Origin of the sequence: Streptomyces noursei (assembly GCF_016917755.1) — a bacterium.
GTDB classification, from domain to species: domain Bacteria; phylum Actinomycetota; class Actinomycetes; order Streptomycetales; family Streptomycetaceae; genus Streptomyces; species Streptomyces yunnanensis.
In genome coordinates, this window is the sequence record NZ_CP070326.1 from 7,524,250 (window position 1) to 7,542,586 (window position 18,337).

Here is an 18,337-nt window from a genome sequence, read left to right on the forward strand (position 1 = left end):
ACGGTGGATGCCGCGGGGAAGTCCACCCCCCTCGGGGCCGGCACCACCGAGGCGGCGGGCACGACGACGTGCTCGGCTTAAGGCTCCGCCGTGCGCGCTGGTGAACAGCACCATGGCGACCACCGGTTGGCCCATGGCGAGGCGGGCGTCGGTCCCGGGTCGAGCTGGTCGATGACTCCGGCGGCATCCATGCCAGGCACGAACGGGGGGTTGCCGGTCGGGCATGCGCACGGCGTGGCCGCCGCGCCGCAGCAGGGCGTCGGTCGGACTGTCACGTAGCCGACCTTTATGACGCGGTGGTGGTGGGCGGCGATCGTCACGGGGTAGCGGCCCGGTTTGAGGCCGGTACGGATGGTGGCCGTGTTGAGGTAACGCGGGTCATCGCCGTCGGCGGACTTGCTGTCGTCGCGGTGGAGGTGGAGTACCTGAGTGAACGCCGGGGAGGTGGCGGTCAGCCGCGTCTCCTCGCCCGGGTCCGGGACCGCGTCGTGCCACATGACCGCGACCCGCCCTGCGGGGCCGACGGTGAAGTCGTGCCCGTGGGGGGCATCGGCGTAGCCGATCGTCGGGTCGTAGAGGTCGGGGCCGTGTGCCTTGCCGAGGTAGTCGGCGTCGCCGGGGCGGGATGCGCGGATCGTGACAGGCTTCTGGGTGATGCGGTGGCCGTGTGGGCCGTACAGCGTGAAGGTGTACGTGCCGTCGGCGAGTCCGGGTGCGAGCTCCGTGCTGGCGGAGAATGTTCGGGGGTTGGAGAGGTCGTACCGTTCGTCGTGGACGAGTCGAACGGGCTGGTGCAGGGCCGTGGATCGCACGGTGAAGTCGGTGCCCCGCTCACCGGGGTACAGGTCGTCGAAGTTCAGCCACAGCAGTTCCCCGGGCCGCGCCACCTCCGATGCGAAGGTGACGGTGAAGGAAGGGCGCTGGGAAGGCAGGACGTGGATCCTGTCGCGGGCGACGGTATGGCCTGCGACGGAGACGTTGAGCGGGTACCAGCCGGGCTTGTCCGTCATCGCCAGCGGATGCGTGGCGCTGTAGGAGTCGTCGTCCTGCCATCGCAGCGGTACGGGCTCGCCGAACGCCGGCGAGTGGGCCGTCACCGCGTCACGGCCCTGGGCGCGGGTGAGGAAATCGAGCCGGATGCCGACCAGTTGCCCGGGGCGGGCGTCGAGATTGCCTGTCAGCTCCAACACGGTCGTGAAGGGGGTGCGGGTCGGTGCGCTGGCGCGGTTGCCTGCGGGCTTGTTCGCAGTCTGGTGCGTGCTGTGGGTGGACGCCCTCGGGTTCTGCGTCGACCCGCTCCCGTTTGCCGTATGGGCGCAGCCGCACAGCGCGAGACCGGCCGCGGCAAGTCCCACCGGTCTGGTCCAGTTCATGGTCTCCCCCATGTGGTTGGTCACAGGGGGAGAGGGTGGGATGGTGCTGTCGGTTGTCTGGGTCCGCGAGCCGACGGCACCTGCACGCGGGAGGGGAGGCGTCGGCGGCGCGTCGTGTTCGATGTCCATGGGAAATGACAGCGCCCAGCGCGCCCGCCGCGCCGCAGGGCTTCGCCTCGGAAGGCCGTGATGAGGCTCCAGGATGCTCTGCGTAGTGTTCCGACTGCGTGGCATCGGGCCACCGGGCTCGTGCAAAAACCGTTTGGCGGACCACGGCGACCGCTGCTACGTTTCCGGAGGCCGTGCGAGAGAACGACGAGGTGGTACCCGTGAACGTATTGACGTGGGTGCTCTCCTCCGGGGTCACGGTCGGGCGATAGGTCGTCCGGGAGCGCCGTTCAACAGCACTCCCGAAAGGCATGACCATGGCCATTGACTTCACTTCCGAACAGCGTCTCGACGACGGCGTCCTCGAGCGCGAATTCGCCCTCGGCGAGATCCCCGGCACCCTGTGGACGCCTGAATCCCCCGCACCGGCCCCGCTGATCCTGATGGCCCACAACAACGGCCTGCCCAGGAAGCAATCCCGGCTGGTGGCCCGGGCCCGGCACACCGCGGCGTACGGCTACACGGTGGCCACCATCGACGCCGCCGGGTGCGGTGACCGGCCCCGTTCCGCCGCCGACGAGCAGGCTCGCGCCGACCTCCGCCGGGCGATGCAGGCCGGCGAGCCGCTCGACGAGATCTTCGAGTCCCTGGTCGGCTCGCTGGTCGCAAAGGCGGTCCCGGAATGGCAGGCCGCCCTGGAGGCCCTCCTTGCGCTGCCCGGGATCGACGGTCCGGTCGGGTACTCGGGGTGGACCGCCCTCGGCATTCGGCTGGCGGTGCTCGAGCCGCGCATCTCGGCCGCCGGATTCTTCGCCGGGGGTTACGTGCCCCACGCCCAGCGCGAGGAGGCCCGGCAGGTCACCATTCCGCTGCTGTTCCTGCTGCAGTGGGACGACGAAGGGAACCCCCGGCAGCGGGCCCTGGACCTGTTCGACGCCTTCGGCACCAAGGAGAAGACGCTGCACGCCAACCTGGGCGGGCACACCGGTACCCCGTGGTTCGAAGTGGAAGACGGGGACCGGTTCTTCGGCCGGCACCTGAAGTAGAGCCGAGCCGTCCGGCCGGCAGCAGACGGTAGCGCTGTCGGCCAGGGCGCCGCTCGTCGAGGACAGGTCCCGGCTCCGGCTCTCTCCTCGGTTCTCTACACCGCGGGCCCCTGCCAACTCGGCAGGGGCCCGCGCTGCCCGAAGCCATGGAATGTTCGTTTTCTGCAGAGCTTCGAGTGCTGCCCAAACTCGTGTGCAGGTGCTGTCGGTTCGCACTCGGTCACCCTCTCGGGGTGTCAATGCCTACCGGTTCGCGGGCCGGCGACCGGGGCTCCCAGGCGCGTTGATCGCCGAGGTGGTCTCGGCGTCATGGTGCGCCTCCGGGGCGTCCTGATGCTTCGTCCGGCTTGCTCGCACCGCGGTTCCCGTTAGGGCCCGACGATGGCGCGCAGGGCGGCGAGGTGCGCCTGGTATGCCTGTCGTCCCCCGGGGGTCAGGCGCAGCCAGACGCGTTGGCGGGTGTTGCGCACGGCCTTGCGCTGCTCGACGTAACCGGCCTCCATCAGCACGGTGACGTGCTTGCTCAACACCGATGCGGACACATCGAGTTGCTCCTGCACCACTGCGAACTCGGCTTCGCCTGCGGTGTCGAGCAGAGCGCAGATGCGCAGTCGGTTCGGGGCGTGGATGGTGGTGTCGAAGCCGTCCATGGGGTCGCCGGTGCCGCTACGCGTGTCGGCCTTCATGCAGTTTTCCGGTGCAGGCGGACAAAGGCGCGGTGGAAGGCGATGGAGACCGCGGCGCCGATGCCGGAGGCGGCGAACAGCCATGCGGGCTGCCCGGTGCTGCGGAAGGCGACCACTGCTCCGATCAGCAGGGCGGGCAACCCGATCGCGAGCGGCAGCGTGGCGCGTTTGGGCAGGACGTCCAGGCGCAGCGCGACACCGGTCTTCTTGCGCCAGGTGGCGGCGGCGAAGGCGAACAGTGCCAGGTACCCCGCGGTGGCGAGCACCAAGACGGTGCTCCAGGCGGACTTCGGCAGCAGCCACTGGGTGCTTGCCGTCATGCCTCCGTAGACCGGCGGGATGGCGGCGATGTAGAGCGTCAGGACGGTGGCGAACCAGCGTGGCCAGGGGGTGGCGGACAGGGCGGCGGTGGATGCCTGGACGCGTTCGAGTTCGGCCAGGGTGGCGCGGGCCTGCTGTGGGGTGGGGCGGATAGCCTCGTCGGTTTCCATGTTGGAAACACTAGCCGCGTGTTTCCAACATGGCAAGACGCCGCTTTCCGTCACGGAAAGTTAATGGCGCCCGGCGCACCGCGCACCCCCGTACACGCAATGACGATGCCCAGCGCGGTGGACGGAGAGGTCGCGCGCGCACCGGATGTCGGGGGGGGCGCCGCGCCCCACCGCGCTCACCGCTGATCGCGTCGGCGCAGGCGCGCGGAGCGCCATGGGTTCGGCCGACCGCGGGGGTGCCGCTGTGGGCGGCGCCGGTACCTGCGGGCCCTTGGGACCGGGCCCGGACCGACCTGACTGCGGAGCAGACCCTGACGCGACTCGCGGCCCGCACCACATCGGCGCCACATCAGCGCCGCATTCGCACCATTCCAGCGCCGCGCCAGCGCCATGTCAGCACCATGTCAGCGCCATGTCCGCGCACCGGGCGATCGTCCCCTGCATGGAACCCACACGGAAGCCCATGTCCACCACAGCAGGTGCTCGACCGAGCCGAATCGTCGAACGGTTGCTGGCCGACCGCCATCGCCTGCCGCTGTCCATCGCGCTGCACCTTGCCCCCGGAGCCCTGATCGTCGCCGTCTACCTGCTCATCGCCGAACCGCTGGTCACGTCCATCGGCTATCCGCCGTTCCTGGGCTGGGCGGTCGCCATGCTCCTGGCTCTCGTGCCGTTCGAGCTCGGCCTACTGCTGTGGCTGGGCCGCCGGCGCAACGGCCGGTTCTCGCTGCGGGGCGTGGTGCACTACCTGGACAAGCCACTGCCGCGCCGGAAACTCGTCACCATCGTCATCCCCCTGATCCTTTGGTTCCTGGTGGTGTCGACCGCGCTCATGCCCATGGACAACTTCTTCTACCGGTTGCTGTTTCGGTGGGTTCCGTTCGAGGGCGCGGGCGGTGGACCCACCGACGTCCTCGCCGGATACCCGCACTCGGTCATGGTTATCGCGCTGGCGGCGTGCATTCCGCTGACCGGGCTGGCCTTCCCGCTGATCGAGGAGCTCTACTTCCGTGGCTTTCTGATGGCCCGTCTACCCCGGATGGGCCGGTGGGCACCGGTGGTCAGCACGGTGCTGTTCTCGCTTTACCACCTGTGGACGCCGTGGGGGTTCCTCTCCAGGGTGATCTTCTTTCTCCCGGGGCCCTGGTCCGTCTGGCGGAAGAAGGATCTGCGGGTGTCGATCGGGATGCACGCCGGCACGAACTTTCTCTTGGGGACGTTCGGCACGATCGCCCTCCTGCTGAACCTCGTACCGTGAGATCCGGACCGGCCAAGGGGATGCCGCCCACGGTCGACGACTCCGACATCGAGCACGCCTTCCGCATGCTCAAGCAGAGACTGGGCCGGACGAAGCCCCACTGCGCAGCTGGGCCACGGCGGACCGCAGGCCGACGGCCGACGCCGCGGACGACAACGGCTGGGCCACGGGGAGGCCGAACGGAAACGGCTCCCCCGCAGGAAGACCACCGCAGCCCCGCGCAACTGACGGCGGCGACGGAGAACAGCGCCCACCGCCCAGCGCGCCAGGAACGGCTGGGCGTGGTCACCGGAACGACGTGATCAGCAACCGGGCACCTGCCCGGCCATGGACAACAGATGGAGGTCCGCCTCCGGCGCGGCGGCTCAGTCGGTGATCGTTCGGAACCGCCGCGCCGCCGCACCGCCGCGCCGCCGCGCCGCCGCGCCGATGAGCCGTCAGCGCTTCGGCACGGCAGTCGGCAACTGACGGCAGTCGGCAACCGGGCGAAGTCCTTCGTGTCGGCCGCCGCCTAACGGCCCATCGGAGGAGACCCGGGGAAGGCGTGGGCGGCGGTCCATGCCCAGGAGCGGATCCCTGCCGTTCGGCGACTCCTACGACCTGGACGTCCGCCAACTGGGGCTCAGCGCCCTGGCCCCGCCCACGCCCCGCCGCGCCGGTGCGCTGTGCGCTCGGGCCGATTCCGTTCCGACGCCCTGGCCGGTGAAGTCGCTGCCGGGCCGGGGCGTCGTGCTGCATCTCGCCCAGGCCGGCCCATGACAGGCGGCCGACTCCGACCCACCAAAGCGCTTTGTCCCCTTTGTGTGGATATTCTGTGGCGTGTGATCGAGTCTGGACGGCGGCGGCTCCTTCGAGGCGGCCGATGGAGGTTTGTACGGCTCTCGCCGGTCGCCCTGACCGTCGTCATCGCCAGCCTCGCATACACCACTCCCCCCGAAATGGCCTTCAGCCGCCTCCTACCCGCCGCACCGGCCCTCGCCGCCGCCATGTGGCCCGTACTCCCCACCGTCCTACTCGGAACCGTCTGCCTCTTCTTGATGATCGGCCTGAGCATCGTCTTCCCCGGCCTGGGCACATGGTGGACAGCTGCAGGCATCATCGCCGTCACCGTGGCCGCCGCATACGGAAGCCACGTCCGACTCCAACGCGAGCGAACCCTCTTCCAGCTACGACTGGTCGCCGACGCAGCACAACAAGTGGTGCTCAGTCCGATGCCACGCCGCCTCGGAAGCATCGAGATCGACTCCCTGTACCTGGCAGCCGCAGCGGAGGCCCGCATCGGCGGAGACTTCTACGAAGTAGTCGACACACGATACGGCGTCAGGCTGCTCATCGGTGACGTACGAGGCAAGGGCCTGCCCGCGGTCGGGGCAGCCGCCGCAATCGTCAACTCCTTCCGAGAAGCAGCCTACGGCGAACCCGACATGACCAACGTGGCACGCCGACTGGACGCCAGCAGCACCCGATACAACGCCGCCTTCCCTCCCGAAGGGCCCATGGAACGCTTCGCCACCGCCCTCCTCGCCGAAATGCCACACGGCGGCGAACGCATCAACATCCTCAACTGCGGACACCCCCCACCCCTGCTCCTCAACCACGGAAAACTACGCGCCCTCGAACCCACCACCCCCTCACCACTCCTCAACCTCGCAGGACTCATCGGCGACCACTACACCATCGACACCTTCAACCTCTCCCCCGGCGACCTACTCCTCCTCTACACCGACGGCGTCACCGAAGCCCGCACCCGCGACGGCGAATTCTTCCCCCTGACAACCTGGATGCGCCAACAACCCCCGACACCACCCCACGAACTCCTCACAGCCCTTCACCGCGACCTCCTCCACTACTGCAAAGGACGCCTCGACGACGACATCGCCGCCCTCGCCGTACGCCTGAGTGAGCCCCCGGAATAGCCCCGGCCCAAGTCGAGGCCGCCTGACGCCTGACGCCTGACGCCTGACGCCTCCAGACGGTCTGCCGGGCTGGTCCAGGCAGTCGGCTCAGCTTGGCTCTTCGCCGTGGCGGGGGCTGATGGGTGTCTGTACGGGGAAGAGGTGCGGGCGTTTGGTTGGGCAGGGCCAGGGCGTGAGCGGCGACGGCGGCCATCCGCCGGTGGTCTTCAGGACTGGCGTGGAGCAGGTCCGGGCTCTACAGGCGGGGGTCGTGACCAGGGGATGGTGGCTGGTCTCGGCGACGGTGCCCCCGTGGCGCCGGGCCGCCTGGCGGATGCGTTCGTTGAGGGCGGTGACGCGGGAGTTGAGCGGTCGGGCGAGCGGGGTGGTGCGTGCGACGTCGGGGAAGCTGAGGGTGGCCACGCGGGTGCCCTGGGCGGTGAGGGCGGCGAACATCGCCTCCAGGTGTTCGGCGACCTCGTCGGCGTCGAACCGTGGCTGCAACAGGCCGTCGACCCCGGCGACCACGGTGGCCCGGTCGGGGCGCAGGGCGAGGGCAGGGGCGAGCTGCTCGGCGCGTACCTGTCCGGCGGGTCGGTCGCGTACGGCCAGGTCGGCGTACTGCAGGGCGCAGTTGTGCTGTGCGGGCGCTTCGGCGGGTCGATCGGCTCAGCCGCGCAAGCCGACCGTGTCGTCGCCGTCGCCCAGGCTCTCGTTCCGACTGTCGCCCAGGGCGACGCGGCGGGTGTACGGCGGGTCAGTGCCTGGCTTGGGTCGCCTGCCTGTCCCGCAGGATCGCGATGGTGTGTTCGCACCAGTCGTGGTTGCCCTGCTCGAAAGTCAGGCCGCGCAGACACGTCAGGTAGGGGCCGATGCGGGTGCCGTGGCGCAGGAACTCCGCTTCGGTGCGCTCGCCGCGCATGGTGTGCAGCAGTCGGCCGAACAGGTCGGTCTTGGCCCGGGCGAAGGCGGCACGCTCGGTCAGCTGCGCGATCAGTGTTTCGGTGTCGACGTAGTCGGCTGCCTGCACCTTGACGGCCAGGTCGTCGCGGATGAAGGAGGGTTTGGTGGCGGTGGCCGTGAAGCGCTCCAGTTCCGCCAGGCCGGCGTCGGTGACCCGGAACAGGCGTTTGTTGGGGCGCGTGTCCTGGACCACCTCGCGGCCGGTGATCAGGGCATCCTTCTCCAGTCTGGTCAACTCGGTGTACAGCTGCTGTGGTTGGGCGTACCAGAAGTTCGCCACGCCCAGGTCGAACGACTTGGCCAGCTGGTACCCGCTCAGTTCTTCGTCGAGCAACGCCGCCAGGACGGCGTGGCGCAAGGCCATTGCCTCGCCTCCCTCTTGTTGCCCCTGCTTCCGCTTGTCCGTGGGGGACGCCGCTCATGATAGTCAAGAATGTGAGTAATCAAGTGCCTGATGATGTGCTTCGTGGGGTGCTTCGTGGGGCGCTGTGGCGCGGGCATGCGTATGGCCATGGTGGCTTTCGAATGCGGTCGGGGGTGGTGCGCACAGTGCGGCCGGGTGTGGTCGTGGCGGACCGGACCTTCGCCTCGACCACACCCGCGTGACCGCCCGGGAGAGGGCGTCGCCGACGGAGGGGACGTCGACTCCGATACACGTGCGGCAGGCGCGAAGGAGGTTCGACGAAAGCGTCACCGGCGGATCCGGTCTCACGTCACCGCAGGATGCGGAGCGATGTCACCGTGCTCGATGAGTCGAAGGCCCCTTGGGCGAAAGCGCCTTGGGCGAAAGCGCTCTGACCGAAGGCGCCTTGGGTGAAGGCTCCTCGGGCGGCGCCGAGTTGACCGCATGTGGATGGCAGGCGAAGCCGAACATCCCGGTGACGTCGCAACCGGAACTCACGCCGCTCCGCTGTGGCTGACGTTGTTCTCGCGTTCCAGGTGGAGGTGCGCGCGCATGAGCTCGCCCGGGTTCGTCAGCGCCGCCAGGGTCGAGAGTTCGCCGCACAGCACCGTGGCGGCCGCGATGACGGCGAGTCGGCGTGCGTTCCCCCCTGGTTCGCGCTCGGCCCGGCAGCCGAGCCGCGTCATGTTGGCCTCGACGAAGTCCAGGCCCTTGCCGTTGCCGACGGTGCCCACGATCAGGTTCGGCAATGTGCACGAGAAATACAGGTCGCCGTCTCGGTCTTCGGCCACGGTCACGCCCTGTGAGCCTTCGACGATATTGGCGGCGTCCTGGCCGGTCGCCAGGTAGAAAGCGAGCAGCATGTTCGCATAGTGGGAGTTCGCCGAGCGGATTCCGCCGGCGAGCAGTGTTCCGATCAGATTCTTGCGCACGTTCAGCTCGGCTATCTTGGCGGCCGTGGTGTGCAGCATGTCGGTAACCACGGTGCGCGGCACGAGCAGTTCGGTTACTACGTTCTTGCCACGGCCCAGGATTCCGTTGATGGCGGTTGCTTTCTTGTCGGTGCAGTAGTTACCGGAGATCGATCCGTAGGAGACTCCTGGAATGTTGTGCAGGAGGTGATTCAAGAGCGCGTCGGCCGCGAGCGTGGCCATGTTGTGGCCGGAAGCGTCGCCGGTGGTGAACTCGAACCGGATGAACAGCAAGTTGGCCGTGATCTCGTGCCGGATGCCGACCAGTTCGGCGAATCTGCTGCAGGTGCGCACGACCTTGGCCAAGTCCTCGAAGTGCGTGTCGAGCCAGCGCGTGGCCGCGTATGCGGTCGGCGCGTCTTCGGCTTCGAGGAGCACCGAGCGGGTCATCCGTTCGTCGACGAGGGTGGCGACGATGCCGCGCTCGGTCTGTCGGGAGATTTTGGCTCCGCGGCCCACGGAGGGCCACAGCGGTGACTCGTAGGTGGCGAGCGGGACTTCGGTCTCGGTGGTTGCGATATTTCCCGAAATCCTCAGTGGCCCTACCCACCTCATGGGGACCCCGGCGATTTCGTGGATGTCGTTCATCCTGCACTTCCCGTCGTCTGGTGGGGTGCGGAGGAACCGGAACGTGTGCCCCGTCGCACACGTCTCGATCTCCGCAGTCGGTGTGAGGCAGCGTAGAAGGCCGTGGATCTTCAGGGCGCACCGGGCCGGATCGACAGGGCGACGTTGTCGAGCCGTTCCCGGGCACCCTCGGTGCGGCGCGTTCGGTGCGGGTGGGTGCCGGTGTCAAGCACCTGTTGTCCGCGGTCTGTTGGACCTCTGTGTCTGGTGCCCGATCCGGCGGGCTCGTGCGCTCTGGAGGTGCCTGTGGGGTGCGGTGCGGCTTCCCGATCCGCAGGGTTCGGGGCAGGGGCGCATATTCCGCGGCTCGTGTGTGTGCTGGTGAGGTTGGGGGTGGTGTGGGGGGGGTGTCCCATGCTTCACCCCGTCAACACCCAGGCGATGGTAAAGCACCGGGCAAGGATGGGTAATGTACGAGGGTGGTCGTGCCGAAGCGCAGACATCACCGGGGGGGGCACATGGGCGGCTATTTCAAGGTCGAGACGGACGGTCTTGGACGTCTGCTGAAGGATCTGCACGACAGCCAGGACAACATGCGCAAGGCACTGGGCGCGCTGAAGGACACCGGCCCGAAGTCGATGGGAGCGGAGGCGCTGGACAACGCCTGCGACGAGTTCCACGACAGCTGGGACAACGCGATCAAGAAGATCGCGGACGGCACCCAGGCCATCGAGGAGAAGCTCAAACAGGTCAAGCAGAACTACGAGTCGCTGGAGCACGCGCTGCGCGACGCCTTCGCGAAGAACGCCAAGTAGGCGCCGAGCAGCGCGCATTGAACCAAACCGTCTTTCTCTTTGGCCTCCGATGGGTGATTTCATGACCACGCGGGACTTCCCTGCTCTCGGCTTCAATCCGGCGCCCGGCGACCTGGGCTCCGTCGATGCCGTCACCGGCAAGCTCGACGCCGCCAAGCGCTCCCTGGACTCCGCCCATGCCGTTCTGTCCCGCATCGGCAAGGGCGATGGTCAGTGGCAGGGCGAGGCGGCGAGCGCGTTTGCAGAGAACGTCGGCGACCTGCAGAAGTACGTGAGCGACAGTCGCGATGCCATGCGTGATGCCGTCACGCAGCTGCGCTCGTGGCATACCGCGCTCTCCTCGTACCAGAGCAGGGGGCGCCAGTACGAGTCGGAAGCGGCCGCGGCCAAGCAGACGGTGGCCACGCGGAAGACCGAGAACGAGCGCGCGGTGCAGACTTACAACGAGGCTGCCGCCCACCCGGATCTGCGCCTTGCCGGCACCTACTACACCGACCAGGCTGCCTTGGACGCCGCGCAGAAGAGGATCGACGCCGCCAGCGACCGTCTGGACAAGGCGGACACGGCCCTCGACACCGCGCGCAGCCGCCTGGATACGGCAACCGAGGAGCTGGAGGGCATCGTCAAGAAGGCCGAGGAGCTCCTCGGTCATCACCAGGACGAGGCCCGCGGCATCGCCGATCGCATCCGACGCGCCACGGAGAACGCGCCGGACCCAGGGTTCTGGGAGAGCCTGGGCGACTTCTTCACCCGCATGGGACACAGCATCCAAGAGTGGTGTGCCAAGCATGCCGACCTGCTGAAGGAGATCGGCGACTGGCTCTCGATCGCCTCCAGCATCCTGGGCGTCGCCTCGCTCCTGACCATGTGGTGCCCGCCTCTCTCCGGCGCCCTGGCCAGCGCAGGGGCTTCCCTCGGTGCCCTCGCCACCCACGGAGCAGCGAAACCGGGAAGTTCGGCGCGGTCGCGACGTGGGCCGACGGCTCCATCGACCCGCTGTCCTGGTGGTCCAAAGGCCCTCAGATGGCCCAGCAGTTGCCAGGCATCGCCATCGATACGCACACTCAGCTCACCGATACCGGTGCGCCGGCTGCGGGGAGGCTGTGATGGCTCTGTCCCCGCAAAGCGTGTCGATCACCGTGGACACTCCGGAAGGTTTCCACGATCTGCCGCTGCACCTTCCCGCGGACGTCCTCGACGCTGCCGTGTGGGAGCTGGCGGAGACGATCTGGCCGGGAGGTACGGAGTTCCAGCGGGAGACTACCGCGATCGTCTACTCCGACCTCACCACGGCCCTGACCGCCGACGACGTCCTGCACGCAGCGGTCGCCCTCTACGAGACGGAGGACGGCGCCGCGAGCACCGCTCATCTGCTGGTACGGGCGCAGGCCGTGGAGCCGGAGGCCCCGGAAGTCGTCGCCGCCTCGTTCCAGGAGGCGCTCTCCTTCGAGGAGCACCGCAACGTCGCCCGGGTGGATCTGCCCTGCGGCCCGGCAGTGCTTTCTTTGCACGCCACGCTTTCTTTGCACGCCACCGAGACGGAGGGCGAGGCCGTCCTGCCGGCACTGGAGTTCGCCCAGGTCGAGTTGTACGTCCCGGCTCCGGTCCGAGGCTGGCTGATCGTGCTCGCCCTGGCGACACCGTGTTTTGCCGACCTGCCCCGGTACACAGGCATCCTGCGGCAGATCGGGGAGTCCTTGGTCGTCCGCCCCGCCGAGCAGGCCGACGAGCCACCGAAGACGCCGGCGGCCGGCGATGTGCGTGCGGTGTTCGGGTAGGCCGGAGCACGGGTGGTGGAGGGTGTTCTCGACAACCGGGACGGGTCTCGGGCCTGCGTGTGTGCCTCGGGGTACCGGTTCGCGGTCGGTGCCATGGTCCGAAGGGCGCACCCGCCGCACCGGCTTTCCCCCGCGCACACGGGGATGCAGATGATCTTCTCGCCTGTTGAACTCTGCCATCGGCGATGGCACCTGGTAACGACGCAACGAGGCAGGACGCCATGACACTGGTCTTCACCCGTCACCCCGACGCCAAGCGCTATGAACTGCGACCCCGGGGTTCCGCCGTCGTCCACGTGCTCCGCGGCGCCCCGGACGGCCGCCCCCTCCCCCAGGGATACAAGCCGCGCTTCACCCTCGCCGCCGACCGTGCCGGCGCCTCGCCGCTGGCGGTGATCGTCCGCGCGGACGGCGGTCGCCTCGCCGTGCTCACACCGGACCACGAGCAGCTGGCCGAACTGCGGCTGCCTCCGCGGAAGAAGCGGTGGCGTCCCGCATACGAGATCCTCCTGCCCGACGGCACCGTGCTGCGCGGGCGGGAAGGAACGGTGCCCTCGCTGCTCCTGAGTCTGGTGCTGTTGCCGTTGACCTTGCTGTACCTGGTTGCCCTGGCGCTGTCCGACTCCCCCGCCGGCGCGGCCACCGCCCCGCTGCGGACGGCCTGGAAGCGGCCGGGCCAGCCCTTGGGCCGGGCGGCGTTGACCGAGTCGGCCCGTGGTCGGTTCCGCGTCGGCGGCGAGGGGCTCGACCGTCGCGTGGCCTACGCACAGGCGGTGGCGAAGTACTGGGAGCGCTGACCGGCTACGGGCGGGGGCGGCCGTCGCCAGTGGCCTGGATCTCGTGGAGGGGGCTTGGCCCTTGCGCGGTGCGGGCCGGGCAGGCCCCTGCCCCCTGCCAGGCCCTGGTCATCGTCGTCTGGCTCCTGTCGTGGCCGTCTTGGCTTTATGGGCGCGAGTTGGCGCCTGTGCGCAGGACGACGGAGGCGTTGTTTCCCCCGAAGCCGAAGCTGTTGACCGCCACCACCGTGAGGGGCGAGGCGTGTTCCGATACCAGGGGCAGTCGTACCCGGTGGGTGGCTTCGGGGGTGACCAGACCCGCGGTGGGCGGGATGATGCCGGTGCGCAGGGTCTGGGACGCCGCCGCCAGGCCGACGGCGCCGGAGATGTGCAGCAGGTGTCCGATGGCGCCCTTGTGGGAGCTGACGGGCACGTCGTGCAAAGACGCCTGTGCCGCGACCGCCTCGATGGCGCGCAGTTCCGCGGTGTCTCCCTGGGGGGTTCCGGTGGCGTGGGCGTGCACGTGGTCGAGGTGGTCCGCTCGGGCGTCCGACATGGCCTCGCGGAGGCAGTCGGCGACCGATGTCTCGTCCGAGGCGACGGACTTGGCCGCCGCGACACGGGTGCCGCATCCGGCGACGACGAGGTCCGCCGCGAGCCCTCGGGCGCGGGCGCGCTGTGCGGACTCCAGTATCACGGCGCCGCCGCCCTCGCCGAGCGAGATGCCCGCGCGCTCCGTGTCGAAGGGGCGGGCGGCGGCGCGGTCGACGGCGCGTACCACGTCCATGCTGGCGTACTCGTAGTGGTTCAAGGCGGTGGCGCCCGCGACGACGGCCACGGGTGCGGCGCCTTCTCGCAGTGCCTCCCGGGCGAAGGCGATCGCGAACAGCGCCGAGGCGCAGGCGTGTGTGAGGTGGACGGACCTGCCGGGTCGCAGTACGCCGAGGGGGCCGGGGCCGAGGAACTCGCGTTCCTCGGCGTCGAGCGGGGTGGCGGGCTCGTCGGCCGGCAGGGGGGCCTGGCCGACCAATACGACCAGGGCGTCGTGCGGGACCGCGGGCAGGCGTGCCGCGCGCAGGGCTTCGACGACGGCGGCCGAGGCGTATGCCTGCTTGCGGGCGCCTGTCCCAGGGGCGAACTGCGGTACCTCGCCGACCGGTTCGCCTCGGTAGGCGGGCGCGGTGAAGCGTCGGGCGGGGGCCAGGGCGGTGCGTCCCTGGACCAGGCCGCGCCAGAGGGCATCGACTCCCGGTCCGAAGGGGGTGAGCAGGCCGAGGCCGCTGATGACGATGTCGGGCGTCGCGGACATGGCGAAGTCACCCCTCCTGGGACAGTGCTGCGAGCAGGGACGACGGCGTCCGGTGTGCCTGCGGTGCGAAGGCGCCCGATGTCTCGGCGCCCCAGACCGCGGCCACCGCGAGGCAGTTGGGTGCGAGGGGGTCCTCGGTGGGGAGCGGGACGATCTCGCACAGGACCGCGTCGGCCGGGGTGTGCCGGCCTGTCAGCCGCAGGGCGGCCGCAACGGGCATCCGCGCCAGGAGGTAGCAGTTTCCGCGGTGGCCGGCACGGCTCAGGTAGGGGCGTACCAGTTCGGAGGTCTCGGCCTGCACGGAGTCCGACGGGCGCAGTCGGCGGTGCGGGTCCAGGCAGCGGGCGGCGAGCCTGCGGGCGGCAAGGACGCTGTAGTCGTCGCAGAGTACGTACAGCGGGGCCGTGTCCTGCCGGGACCTGGGCAGGGCGGAGAACGCGGCCTGCAGGGCGGCGCTCACCGCGTCGACGGCCTTGGCGTGTGTGCTCGGCTGCTCCACGAGTGCGTCGTGGCCCACCATCTTTTGTGCGGCGGCCAGTTCGGCCTGTTCGGTGGAGGCCAGGGCGATGCGTGGATGCGGGTGCACCCCGTCGCCGTTGCGTTCCTGCATGCGGTACCCCGCCCTCTTCGCGACCTCAAGTCAGCTGATTGTGCGCTATCTTGCAGGTCTAGTCAATTACAGTCAATAAACTGTAATTGCTGTGAAGGGTGTGGCAAGATCTGATCTGTCACGGGTTGGCCTGCACTCCGTCCGCCGGTCGCCCGATACGCGTCACATGGGAGCCGAATGCCACCGATAGCGATCAGTGCCACGCGCACCGCCGTGAGCGTGAACACCGGAACGCGGGAATCCACGGTGAACAAACGCAGGACAACTCACCTGTCGGCACAGGCGGCACCTTCTACGATGCCCTTCGAGGCGGAAACCACGGCGACCGACCCCCTTGAGGGCGGGACACCCCTGGCACGCAGGGCAGTTGCTCGTACGCAACCCTAGGGCCGGGAAGCCCTGGGCGGCCTCCACCCGCCGGAGGAGATTCGCCCTACACACATTGACGGATCACCGGGCGGGGGCGTCAGACCTGCTCAGGGTCGGCAGTCAGCAACCGGGCCCGGGGAATTCTGCGGGCATTCGACAGAAAGGGGGAGGCCGTGCCACGCTCGGCTCTGGTAATCGGGGGCAACCGGGGAATAGGGCTGGCCGTAGCACGGTGCCTCACACAGCGCGGGGACCGGGTGGCGATCACCTACCGCACCGGTCTGGAACCTGAAGAATTCTTCGGTGTCCCCTGCGATGTCACGGACCTTGACAGCGTCCGTCGGGCCTTCGACCGGGTCGAGAAGGAGCAGGGCCCCGTGGAGGTACTGGTCGTCAATGCCGGGATCACCCGGGACCGCCTGCTGCTGTCCATGGCCGAGGAGGACTTCGCGGCCGTCGTCGACACCAACCTGACCGGTGCCTACCGGGTTCTTCGGCACGCCACACGCGGCATGCTGCGCGCCCGGTGGGGCCGGATCGTCCTGGTCTCCTCGACCGTCGCCATGTCGGGCGAGACGGGACAGGCCAACTACGCCGCCTCGAAGGCCGGGTTGATCGGGTTCGCCCGCTCCCTGGCGCGGGAACTGGGCACCCGTGGCATCACCGTGAACGTGGTGTCCCCCGGACTCACCGACACCGCCATGGCCGCCGCCCTGTCCCAGGAGCGCCGCCGCCAGATCCTCGCCCAGGTCCCGCTCGGCCGCATCGCCCGCCCCGAGGAAGTGGCCGCGGCCGTCACCTTTTTGACGGGAGAGGAGGCGGGCTACATCACCGGTGCCGTCCTGCCCGTGGACGGCGGTTCGGGGATGGGGCACTGACCGCCTGTCCCGGTCCCGTCCCGCCCGGTCCCGCTTCGCCACGCTCACGTTCGCTTGCTCACAAGGTTGCACGAGGTTGGAGGTCCACCATGAAAACGCTCGTCTTCATCGGTTCCCGCCGGTTACGGGGCCAGGTATGACGGCGGAGCCCGGCCACGCCGTCTGCGTCATCGGCTGCGGTCCACGCGGGGCGTCGGTAGTCGAGCGAATTCTCGCCAATTCCCCGGCCCTGCTCGACGGTGCGCCGCTGACTGTCCATGTGGTCGACCCCTGGCCGCCGGGGGCAGGTCGCACCTGGCGCACCGACCAGCCCGCACTGCTGTGGATGAACTCCACCGCCGAGCAGGTGACGATGTTCCCCGGCGCAGGGGTGAAGTGTGCCGGGCCCGCCCGGCCCGGACCGACGACCGGCCAGTGGCTCACCGGGCCGCTCCACGACGGCGCCTATGCCTCACGCGCCGACCAGGGCCGTTATCTGCGCTGGTTCTTCGAGCAGGTGACCGCCGAGCCGCCGGCGGGGGTCGACGTCCTCACCCATCGGGCGAGCGTGGTGGATCTGCTGCGCACGGGCGACGGACGGCAGCGCGTGGTCCTCGACGGCGGACTGTCCCCGATCGACGTCGACCACGTCGTCATGGCCCTGGGGCATCCGCACAACCGGAGCGCATCCCACTGGGGTGGGATCCCCCGCATCGGGCCCGGCCCTGCCGATCCGGAGCGACTCGCGGCGATTGCGCCCGGCGAGCGGGTCGTGGTGCGCGGTCTGGGGCTTGTCTTCACCGACTGCCTGGCGCTGCTGACGCAGGGGCGTGGTGGGCAGTTCGTCCGGCGCGAGGGCCGGCTGCGCTATCTGCCCTCGGGGCGGGAGCCCCATCTGATCGCCGGGTCCCGCCGGGGGGTTCCGCTGCCTCCGCGTGTCACGGCGCCCTTCACCGCGCCGCGTCCACCGCGGTTCGCCACCCTGGCTGCCTGCCGGGAGCGGCTCGGCCGTGCCGGGGCCCGCTTCGACCGCGATGTGTGGCCGCTGATGCTGGCCGAGTTGGCCTGGAGTCACTACCAGGCGCTGTTCGCCCTGCACCCCGAGCGCACCCGGATGACGTGGGCCGCCTTCGATGCGGAGTTCGCGCTCTTCGTCGACGATGACGACCGGCGGGAGAAGTTGGTCAGGGCCGCGGTCCCCGAGGACGGGGACCGGTTGGACCTCGCCCGGCTCGAAGCCCCCTTGTCCGGGGTGGAGTTCAGCGGTGCGCAGGAGCTTCAGGACCATGTCCGTGGCTATCTCCTCGATGCGCTGCGCCGGCGCGGCCAGGGGCAGAGCACGGATCTCGCCGTGGTCGGTGCCCTGGGGTCGGTGGGCGCGGTGGTGGAGGAGATGTGGCGGGGCGGGGAGTTGAGCCCGCAGGCGGTGGCCCAGGCATGGGAGCGCTTCACCTTCGGTGCCTTCCTCAGTTCTGGTCCGCCGCCGCTGCGCTCGGAGCAGTTGCTGGCCCTCTCCGAGCAGGGCATCGTCACCTTCGTGGGAAGCGGTATGACGGTCCAGGCGGATCCCGGCCGTGGCGTGGTGCGGGCGAGGAGTGAGGCGGTTCCCGCGGTGCACGAGGGGACGGTGCTGCTGGATGCGTATCTGGAGAAGACCGAGCCCGAGCGGGTGGAGAACCCTTTGCTGAAGGCCCTGTTGGCCCGCGGCGAGCTGGTGGAGGAGCAGGTCGAGGGGGCGGGCACGGGGACGTTCCTGCTCTCCGGCGCGCAGCTGCACCCGATCGACGCGGACGGCATCGTGCAACGGGACCGTGCCGTGCTGGGCCCCGCGCAGTTTCCCCGGGCGAACACCGATGCGGCGTTCTTCCGCCAGACCGACGCGGTCGCGCGCCAGGCGCTGGCCGGAAACCTCCGTGGTGCTGACACCGACTCATTTCCGGCAACGTAGCCTGCCAGCGACTAAGTGATCGTTTCAGAAAAATTACATACTTATTGATACTCATTGCACCAGGAGCGGCGCGATGCTGCCCGTTGCAATCGGCAGGCACCGCAGGCAAGGCAG

Annotated in this window: 16 protein-coding genes and 2 pseudogenes; 10 read left to right on the forward strand and 8 right to left on the reverse strand. The window is 69.4% G+C overall.

Translation table 11 applies throughout. The features are described from left to right. Positions 1-77 precede the first annotated feature (77 nt). Positions 78-1,373: a hypothetical protein gene (locus tag JNO44_RS43895; protein WP_240167755.1), complete on the reverse strand. Its 1,296-nt coding sequence runs from the start codon at positions 1,371-1,373 to the stop codon at positions 78-80. A 425-nt stretch (positions 1,374-1,798) separates the two neighbouring features. Between JNO44_RS43895 and JNO44_RS32820 the strand changes: the two genes are divergently transcribed. Beyond that, complete coding sequence (locus JNO44_RS32820; RefSeq protein ID WP_240167756.1) at positions 1,799-2,527, forward strand: dienelactone hydrolase family protein; 729 nt, start codon at positions 1,799-1,801, stop codon at positions 2,525-2,527. A gap of 368 nt (positions 2,528-2,895) precedes the next feature. On the opposite strand, the gene JNO44_RS32825 is transcribed toward JNO44_RS32820, so the two are convergent. Beyond that, complete coding sequence (locus JNO44_RS32825; protein ID WP_240167757.1) at positions 2,896-3,213, reverse strand: transcriptional regulator; 318 nt, start codon at positions 3,211-3,213, stop codon at positions 2,896-2,898. Next, entirely contained in the window at positions 3,210-3,704 is a 495-nt protein-coding gene (locus JNO44_RS32830; protein WP_205367474.1) for a hypothetical protein, read from the reverse strand. The genes JNO44_RS32825 and JNO44_RS32830 overlap by 4 nt, the downstream gene beginning before the upstream one ends. Positions 3,705-4,167: 463 nt before the next feature. On the opposite strand from JNO44_RS32830, the gene JNO44_RS32835 reads away from it, so the two are divergent. The 3 genes from JNO44_RS32835 to JNO44_RS32845 all read left to right on the forward strand — a co-directional run bounded on the left by JNO44_RS32835 (position 4,168) and on the right by JNO44_RS32845 (position 6,878). Then, positions 4,168-4,962: a CPBP family intramembrane glutamic endopeptidase gene (locus tag JNO44_RS32835; protein WP_205367475.1), complete on the forward strand. Its 795-nt coding sequence runs from the start codon at positions 4,168-4,170 to the stop codon at positions 4,960-4,962. A gap of 558 nt (positions 4,963-5,520) precedes the next feature. Next, complete coding sequence (locus tag JNO44_RS32840) at positions 5,521-5,721, forward strand: hypothetical protein (RefSeq protein WP_205367476.1); 201 nt, start codon at positions 5,521-5,523, stop codon at positions 5,719-5,721. Positions 5,722-5,783: 62 nt separating this feature from the next. Then, positions 5,784-6,878, forward strand: a complete 1,095-nt coding sequence (locus tag JNO44_RS32845; RefSeq protein ID WP_235095790.1) for a PP2C family protein-serine/threonine phosphatase — start codon at positions 5,784-5,786, stop codon at positions 6,876-6,878. On the opposite strand, the pseudogene JNO44_RS32850 reads toward JNO44_RS32845, so the two are convergent. The 3 genes and pseudogenes from JNO44_RS32850 to JNO44_RS32860 all read right to left on the reverse strand — a co-directional run bounded on the left by JNO44_RS32850 (position 6,781) and on the right by JNO44_RS32860 (position 9,782). Next, a pseudogene (locus tag JNO44_RS32850) lies at positions 6,781-7,589 on the reverse strand (SGNH/GDSL hydrolase family protein). The gene JNO44_RS32845 and the pseudogene JNO44_RS32850 sit on opposite strands and share 98 nt — an antisense overlap. Before the next feature lie 25 nt (positions 7,590-7,614). Beyond that, positions 7,615-8,184 (reverse strand): PadR family transcriptional regulator, encoded by a 570-nt coding sequence (locus JNO44_RS32855; protein WP_205367478.1) that lies wholly within the window; start codon positions 8,182-8,184, stop codon positions 7,615-7,617. A 533-nt stretch (positions 8,185-8,717) separates the two neighbouring features. Continuing rightward, positions 8,718-9,782 carry a hydroxymethylglutaryl-CoA reductase gene (locus JNO44_RS32860; protein WP_205367479.1) on the reverse strand — a complete coding sequence of 355 codons (1,065 nt, stop codon included), beginning with the start codon at positions 9,780-9,782 and terminating at the stop codon, positions 8,718-8,720. Positions 9,783-10,279: 497 nt separating this feature from the next. Between JNO44_RS32860 and JNO44_RS32865 the strand changes: the two genes are divergently transcribed. From JNO44_RS32865 to JNO44_RS32875, 4 genes and pseudogenes are all read left to right on the forward strand, one after another. Further along, positions 10,280-10,576: a hypothetical protein gene (locus tag JNO44_RS32865; protein WP_037634729.1), complete on the forward strand. Its 297-nt coding sequence runs from the start codon at positions 10,280-10,282 to the stop codon at positions 10,574-10,576. Between the two features lie 61 nt (positions 10,577-10,637). Continuing rightward, a pseudogene (locus JNO44_RS44875) lies at positions 10,638-11,201 on the forward strand (putative T7SS-secreted protein); the annotation flags it as partial. 481 nt (positions 11,202-11,682) lie between these two features. Then, the gene (locus JNO44_RS32870; protein ID WP_205367480.1) at positions 11,683-12,354 is read left to right on the forward strand and encodes a hypothetical protein; all 672 of its coding nucleotides are present in this window, start codon (positions 11,683-11,685) and stop codon (positions 12,352-12,354) included. A 221-nt stretch (positions 12,355-12,575) separates the two neighbouring features. Further along, positions 12,576-13,151 carry a hypothetical protein gene (locus tag JNO44_RS32875; protein ID WP_205367481.1) on the forward strand — a complete coding sequence of 192 codons (576 nt, stop codon included), beginning with the start codon at positions 12,576-12,578 and terminating at the stop codon, positions 13,149-13,151. Between the two features lie 145 nt (positions 13,152-13,296). On the opposite strand, the gene JNO44_RS32880 is transcribed toward JNO44_RS32875, so the two are convergent. Together JNO44_RS32880 and JNO44_RS32885 are read right to left on the reverse strand one after the other, a co-directional pair. Beyond that, entirely contained in the window at positions 13,297-14,439 is a 1,143-nt protein-coding gene (locus tag JNO44_RS32880; RefSeq protein WP_205367482.1) for a beta-ketoacyl synthase N-terminal-like domain-containing protein, read from the reverse strand. Between the two features lie 7 nt (positions 14,440-14,446). After that, complete coding sequence (locus tag JNO44_RS32885; RefSeq protein ID WP_205367483.1) at positions 14,447-15,049, reverse strand: hypothetical protein; 603 nt, start codon at positions 15,047-15,049, stop codon at positions 14,447-14,449. A gap of 542 nt (positions 15,050-15,591) precedes the next feature. Between JNO44_RS32885 and fabG the strand changes: the two genes are divergently transcribed. Together fabG and JNO44_RS32895 are read left to right on the forward strand one after the other, a co-directional pair. Beyond that, positions 15,592-16,296 carry a 3-oxoacyl-ACP reductase FabG gene (gene fabG / locus JNO44_RS32890; RefSeq protein ID WP_205367484.1) on the forward strand — a complete coding sequence of 235 codons (705 nt, stop codon included), beginning with the start codon at positions 15,592-15,594 and terminating at the stop codon, positions 16,294-16,296. Positions 16,297-16,432: 136 nt separating this feature from the next. Continuing rightward, positions 16,433-18,223, forward strand: a complete 1,791-nt coding sequence (locus JNO44_RS32895) for an FAD/NAD(P)-binding protein (RefSeq protein ID WP_205367485.1) — start codon at positions 16,433-16,435, stop codon at positions 18,221-18,223. The last annotated feature ends 114 nt before the right edge of the window (positions 18,224-18,337 follow it).

Coding starts and splice junctions, on each gene's coding strand:
- JNO44_RS43895 (WP_240167755.1), bottom strand. CDS start 1,373: ATGAACTGGACCAGACCGGTGGGACTTGCCGCGGCCGGTCTCGCGCTG.
- JNO44_RS32820 (WP_240167756.1), top strand. CDS start 1,799: ATGGCCATTGACTTCACTTCCGAACAGCGTCTCGACGACGGCGTCCTC.
- JNO44_RS32825 (WP_240167757.1), bottom strand. CDS start 3,213: ATGAAGGCCGACACGCGTAGCGGCACCGGCGACCCCATGGACGGCTTC.
- JNO44_RS32830 (WP_205367474.1), bottom strand. CDS start 3,704: ATGGAAACCGACGAGGCTATCCGCCCCACCCCACAGCAGGCCCGCGCC.
- JNO44_RS32835 (WP_205367475.1), top strand. CDS start 4,168: ATGTCCACCACAGCAGGTGCTCGACCGAGCCGAATCGTCGAACGGTTG.
- JNO44_RS32840 (WP_205367476.1), top strand. CDS start 5,521: ATGCCCAGGAGCGGATCCCTGCCGTTCGGCGACTCCTACGACCTGGAC.
- JNO44_RS32855 (WP_205367478.1), bottom strand. CDS start 8,184: ATGGCCTTGCGCCACGCCGTCCTGGCGGCGTTGCTCGACGAAGAACTG.
- JNO44_RS32860 (WP_205367479.1), bottom strand. CDS start 9,782: ATGAACGACATCCACGAAATCGCCGGGGTCCCCATGAGGTGGGTAGGG.
- JNO44_RS32865 (WP_037634729.1), top strand. CDS start 10,280: ATGGGCGGCTATTTCAAGGTCGAGACGGACGGTCTTGGACGTCTGCTG.
- JNO44_RS32870 (WP_205367480.1), top strand. CDS start 11,683: ATGGCTCTGTCCCCGCAAAGCGTGTCGATCACCGTGGACACTCCGGAA.
- JNO44_RS32875 (WP_205367481.1), top strand. CDS start 12,576: ATGACACTGGTCTTCACCCGTCACCCCGACGCCAAGCGCTATGAACTG.
- JNO44_RS32880 (WP_205367482.1), bottom strand. CDS start 14,439: ATGTCCGCGACGCCCGACATCGTCATCAGCGGCCTCGGCCTGCTCACC.
- JNO44_RS32885 (WP_205367483.1), bottom strand. CDS start 15,049: ATGCAGGAACGCAACGGCGACGGGGTGCACCCGCATCCACGCATCGCC.
- JNO44_RS32895 (WP_205367485.1), top strand. CDS start 16,433: ATGACGGCGGAGCCCGGCCACGCCGTCTGCGTCATCGGCTGCGGTCCA.